Source organism: Pseudonocardia nigra (genome assembly GCF_019396355.1).
Lineage (GTDB): Bacteria > Actinomycetota > Actinomycetes > Mycobacteriales > Pseudonocardiaceae > Pseudonocardia > Pseudonocardia nigra.
On sequence record NZ_JAHKRK010000458.1, the window covers coordinates 1 to 1,394 of the forward strand.

The 1,394-nt window shown below is 68.1% G+C and carries 1 protein-coding gene; it reads left to right on the top strand.

What is annotated here, in order from left to right:
* Positions 1-10: 10 nt before the first annotated feature.
* The coding region (locus tag KME75_RS41560; RefSeq protein WP_219420469.1) for a reverse transcriptase/maturase family protein at positions 11-1,394 on the top strand (1,384 nt) is incomplete at its 3' end.

Below are 1,394 nucleotides of genomic sequence, written 5' to 3' on the forward strand. Positions count from 1 at the left end.
GGTCGGTGAAGTGGTTCGCCTGCTGTTGGAGGCGTACTACGAGCCGACGTTCTCCGGCCGGTCCCACGGGTTCCGACCCGGCCGGGGTTGCCACACCGCGCTGCGCGAGGTGGCCACTACCTGGACCGGGACGACCTGGTTCATCGAGGGCGACATCACCGACTGCTTCGGGTCGCTCGACCACGAAGTGATGATCTCCACGTTGGCGGAGAAGATCCACGATGGCCGGTTTCTGCGGCTGCTGCGCACCATGCTCACGGCCGGATACCTGGAGGACTGGACCTGGAACGCCACGCTCAGCGGTGCGCCGCAGGGCGGGGTGGCCTCCCCGGTCCTGTCCAACATCTACCTGCACAAGCTGGACACCTTCATCGAGACGGTCCTCATCCCGGAATACACCCGAGGCCGGCTCCGGGCGCGCAACCCGGAGTACCGGTCGGTGGAACACGCGATCGCGCGGGCCCGCCGACGGGGTGACCGCACGCAGGTGCGGACGCTCTACCGGCGGCTGCACAGCCTGCCCAGCCAGGATCCCCGCGATCCCGGCTACCGCAGGCTGCGCTACTGCCGATACGCCGATGACACCCTGCTCGGGTTCGCCGGACCCAAGGCCGAAGCCGAGGAGATCAAACAGCGCCTGGCACGGTTCCTGCGTGATGACCTCAAGCTGGAACTGTCCCCCGACAAGACGCTGATCACCCACGCCCGCACCCAACGGGCCAGGTTCCTCGGCTACGAGATCGCGGTCGCGGGCAGCGACCGCAAGACGAAACGGCGCTCGGCGACCGATCGGCGCAACCGCCGCTCGATCAACGGCACCGTCCGTCTGCACGTGCCCGCGTCGGTGATCAAGGCCAAGAGTGTCCCCTACTTGTCACGCGGCAAACCCGCGTGCCGGAACCCGATGGTCAACGAGGCCGACCACAGCATCGTGGCCAGATTCGGGGCCGAGTACCGGGGCATCGTCCAGTACTACCTGCTCGCCGGTGACGTCGCCCGACTGCACCGGCTGTGCTGGGTCATGGAGACCTCCATGCTCAAGACGCTGGCGGGCAAGCACGGATCGTCGGTGTCGAAGATGGCGGCCAGGTTCAAGGCCAAGATCGCGACACCGCACGGCCTGCGCACCTGCTTCGAGGCCAGCGTCGAGCGCACGGGCAGGAACCCCCTGGTCGCACGGTTCGGCGGCATTCCCCTCAAGCGGCAGAAGCTGGCGGTCCTCACCGACCGCCCGACGACCGGGCCGCTCTACCCGCACAAGGAGCTGATCAAGAGGCTCCGGGCGGGCAAGTGCGAGCTTTGCCAACGCACGGACAACATCGAGGTCCACCACGTCCGCGCGCTCGCCGACCTCGCCCGACCCGGCCAGCCGCAGCCCGGATGGTCCCAGCTCA